Source organism: Legionella sp. (genome assembly GCF_049790535.1).
Classification (GTDB): domain Bacteria; phylum Pseudomonadota; class Gammaproteobacteria; order Legionellales; family Legionellaceae; genus Legionella.
The window spans coordinates 1-3,904 of sequence record NZ_JBAQZB010000046.1 but is presented as its reverse complement, the minus strand read 5'-3'; the positions used below and the strand labels follow the sequence as shown (position 1 = coordinate 3,904).

The window sequence follows — 3,904 nt, the reverse complement described above, 5'->3', positions numbered from 1 at the left end:
GTAGTATAAATGCTTAACTTGCTCACATCACCATTGAACCCATTATTAAATAAATCATGCAACAGATAATTCACCATGCATTAATGGATGATGATGTGCACTATTTACCGACTTCAAAAGAATTTCTTTGTCATCATACACAATAATTGCACCATAAGGAGCAATCGGATTAGACGCAGCCACCTCAATGGTAGCCGACATAAAATCATGAATGTATTTATCCATTGTTTCGTTCCTATGGCTTGATACAATTAGCAAGCGAAACCTATGTTGATTTAATTTATGATGTTACTCTTCAAAAATTCTATGATATGTATCTGAAATTTGTTATTTTACACAGTTGATACTTTTTGCAACACGGTCATTTCTATTCATTAACCAACACTAATTTAGGAGATAGGTTATTTTTTCTTCTTACATAAGCAGCAAGAAGAAAAATATTTATTCCTCCTAAAATGACAAGAATTGATCCAGGTAAGTAATTCGCATAATGCTCTAATTTAAACGCAATTAATGGCGTAATACCGCCGCCAATACAAGCTGCCAATGAATAAATTAAATTTGTAATTGAACACCTTATTGATAAAGGAAATATCTCCGTAATAAGTACTGGCGTCACTGCAAAAATGCTAGCACAAGGAATAGCTATGACCGTATGCGCTAATAAAACTTGATAAAAAGAACCTGATGATAACAAGCAAAAATAAGGCAAACTCAATAAAAAGAGAGTCATACTTCCCATAAGAACCAATTTTGTCCGTCCTAGGTAATCAGATATAAATCCAAATAATGGGATTAATAGCGTCAAAACTCCTAAACTAACTGAATTTATTATAAAGGATTGCGTATTATGGATGTGGTTTGTCTCAGTAATGTGTATCGGCGCATAAACAAACACCAAGATAGTTGTAGAAACGCCGAAGCAAACTAATGAAAAAACAAGTAGACTATCAAAAGGCTGCACCTTAAAAATAGTTAATGCTTCCTGCAGTACCTCAATAAAAGACCTCTTTTCTTTTCGGGCATTTTGAGCAATAAACTCAAGACTTTCAGGCAAAGAATTTCTGATCCAATAGCCAATTAGCATAGTAACAAATGCAAGTAAAAATGCTAATCGCCAGCCCCAATCTGGAATTACTTTTATATCTATGAGATACAGAACCAATGAACCAACCAAAGAAGAAATGAGCACCCCAGCATTAACTCCAAAGGCAGCCCAAGAACCGAAATACCCTCGTTCATTCTTATTGCAACTTTCTATCAGCAAAGCAATAGAGCTAATATACTCACTGCCCACAGCAAAGACCTGAATAAGTCGTATAAACAATAAAAGGAAGACCGAAATAACACCTATGCGTTCATATGAAGGCAAAACTCCAACAATACTCGTACAAACCCCCATTAAAAAAATACTTAGCGTAAGTATCCTCTTTCTGCCTATCTGATCTGCAAGTATACCGCCTATTAAACTACCGATTGGACGCAAAATATATGTGATTAGAAATAAAAAGAAAATATCTGATAATTCAGACTGTGGTGGAAGAAACTCTTTAGAGAGATAAGCTGAAAATAGCCCCCAAATAACATAATCATACATTTCAAGGGCATTACCAATGGCTCCTCCAATAATAGTTCTCTTAGAAACAGGAAGCATTAATCACTCTTCTTGGAAAGCAAAGCTCCAGAGCGTATTAATTCTTCATGAAAACCTAGTGAGCTGTGATCGGTAACTTTATCCAGAAATATTACCCCGTCTAAATGATCAAGTTCATGCTGTACCACGCGAGCATGGAGATCTGACACTTCCCTTTCAATTAAATTTCCACTGGCATCATAACCACGATAGCCTATCGATTTGTATCGAGGAACTTTCCCCCTGAGCTGCCCCACACTTAAACAGCCTTCATACCCCTCTTCTATAACTTCAGAAAGAGGCTCAAATGAGGGATTAAATAGAACTGTAAAAGGGATAGGTGCTAGGTCAGTGTCAATAGGGTGTTGTTTCATACCAAATACTATTGCACGCTTATTGATAGCAATTTGAGGAGCTGCAAGCCCTAAACCTCGTTCTTCTTCTAACGTTTTGAAAAGAATGGATTCCATTTTTTTTAATTCATCAGAACCAAAAAGATTTTGTGGAATTGGTTCAGACAACATTCTCAGCAAGGGATTGCCTAGCTGTATTACTGTATATGAGTCCATAGCACCACCCATAATTATAAATTATTGACTATAAGTTTAAGCTTAGATCGCAGACCAAGATCCGAAGCTTTTGAATTTAATTGATTTAACTGAGGTAAAGAGTAATTGCCGCAATACTCTGAATATAAGTTCAGAACAGAATTACAAAAATAATCACCAATATCAATTAAACCAAAAATCTGCGCACTGTAATATTCCTTTAAATTTTTCTTATTTGAACTTGTTGCATAAGAATATAGAAAATTAAATCCGTTGATTTCTCTAGACAAAGTCATTCCAGATTTAAAATGATTACTGGTAAGCTTTATCTCTTTTATTTGCTCTACAAATAGATTGTCAGCATTGATATCATCCCACCAAAGCAATGTATTTTTGCTCAGCTTTTTTGAAGAAAAGCAGGTATCATATTTCCACAGACCTTGCTGAATCAGATTATATTCAACGTGTGGCATAGACGAGAATGAAACAAGCTCATTTGAAGGACTAATAATACTGAGACCAAAATAAGCTACTTCATAATGTCCTTTAATTTGCAAAAAAATATTTTTAACATAGCGGCGATGTTCAAATAAGATATCAACGACACTTGAATGCAAAGAAACGACATCTTCTTTCTCTTGATTGCTATAAACTAACTTTAATTTTTCTATCATTTTTAATTCCATTAAAACGCATGGCAGAATTTACAGAAATATCAATAATTTTCATCAGTTCTTCTTTATCTGCTTTAATGTGAGTGGCATCATTTACACTGTCCATAATAAAATGCACTAATTCTTGAGGGTCTTTTGTTAGCTCAAGCAGCATCGTGCTTTTCGTCAAGATATATTCAAACAGGTCTGGTTCAATCCGAATTAAGTTATCTTGACTAATATTATTAGGAATTTGCGTATCCTCACCAAACAAGAGCCAGCCAGGAGATACTTTAAGCCATTTTGCTATCTTATAAGTAATATCCACTTCTGGCAGTGCCTCTCCTAATACATATCTTCTAGCCATCTGATGAGAACAACCACAAACCTCTGCCAGCGCACTAATTTTTACCCCTGCCTTAGACACTGATGAGATCAAATTGGCTTGTTTCATAAGCATTGTCAGTCTTCGCGCAAAACCATGAACAAAATGTTCTCTTTCCAAAATAGAGCTCCTATAAATAGATGCAAGAAAGTATACATTTAAATACCACAAGCATCAACGTAGCTATAAATATGCAACAATAAATTTATTTTTATTTTAAGTTGCATTTAATGTAATTTTAAGTTTAAATTCAATGTAACTTAAGTGGTGCTACATTGCTTAACTTTGTATTTGGATTGCTGCAAATAATAAGGAATAGAAAGTATGAATAATAAAAACCCAAAATTACAAATTTACCAAGGAATAATCAAATATTTATTGGAATCAACCAATTATAACTTAAAAAATATTGCTGAATTATCCAATTCATCAATAGAGCATATTCGCTCAATTCACTGCCAAAATATGGTGCCCGTCGATTTTTTTTCTGAGTCGCAACTCGTAAAGCTTTATCAAATCATTTTGGATATACATCCTAAAAAAAATCGCCGATCAAAATACATCGTTGAAATTAATCAGATTGTAGACTGAATTGAATAAGGGAGCTACTGATATGAAATGGGTAAAATTAAAAAAATATTGCATCGACTCAGGTGATACCGCAAACGCAGTTCATGCCAAACGT

At 34.3% G+C, this 3,904-nt stretch carries 6 protein-coding genes; 1 reads left to right on the top strand and 5 read right to left on the bottom strand.

The features are described from left to right. Positions 1 to 54: 54 nt before the first annotated feature. The 5 genes from WA877_RS02260 to WA877_RS02240 all read right to left on the bottom strand — a co-directional run bounded on the left by WA877_RS02260 (position 55) and on the right by WA877_RS02240 (position 3,339). Positions 55 to 225: a hypothetical protein gene (locus WA877_RS02260; RefSeq protein ID WP_425169319.1), complete on the bottom strand. Its 171-nt coding sequence runs from the start codon at positions 223 to 225 to the stop codon at positions 55 to 57. 142 nt (positions 226 to 367) lie between these two features. Beyond that, positions 368 to 1,654: an MFS transporter gene (locus WA877_RS02255; RefSeq protein WP_425169318.1), complete on the bottom strand. Its 1,287-nt coding sequence runs from the start codon at positions 1,652 to 1,654 to the stop codon at positions 368 to 370. Next, positions 1,654 to 2,202 carry a peptide deformylase gene (def, locus tag WA877_RS02250; RefSeq protein WP_425169317.1) on the bottom strand — a complete coding sequence of 183 codons (549 nt, stop codon included), beginning with the start codon at positions 2,200 to 2,202 and terminating at the stop codon, positions 1,654 to 1,656. The genes WA877_RS02255 and def overlap by 1 nt, the downstream gene beginning before the upstream one ends. A 14-nt stretch (positions 2,203 to 2,216) precedes the next feature. Continuing rightward, positions 2,217 to 2,855: a hypothetical protein gene (locus WA877_RS02245; RefSeq protein ID WP_425169316.1), complete on the bottom strand. Its 639-nt coding sequence runs from the start codon at positions 2,853 to 2,855 to the stop codon at positions 2,217 to 2,219. After that, the gene (locus WA877_RS02240; protein ID WP_425169315.1) at positions 2,827 to 3,339 is read right to left on the bottom strand and encodes a helix-turn-helix domain-containing protein; all 513 of its coding nucleotides are present in this window, start codon (positions 3,337 to 3,339) and stop codon (positions 2,827 to 2,829) included. The genes WA877_RS02245 and WA877_RS02240 overlap by 29 nt, the downstream gene beginning before the upstream one ends. Positions 3,340 to 3,543: 204 nt before the next feature. On the opposite strand from WA877_RS02240, the gene WA877_RS02235 reads away from it, so the two are divergent. Beyond that, positions 3,544 to 3,810, top strand: a complete 267-nt coding sequence (locus tag WA877_RS02235) for a hypothetical protein (RefSeq protein ID WP_425169314.1) — start codon at positions 3,544 to 3,546, stop codon at positions 3,808 to 3,810. Positions 3,811 to 3,904: the final 94 nt, after the last annotated feature.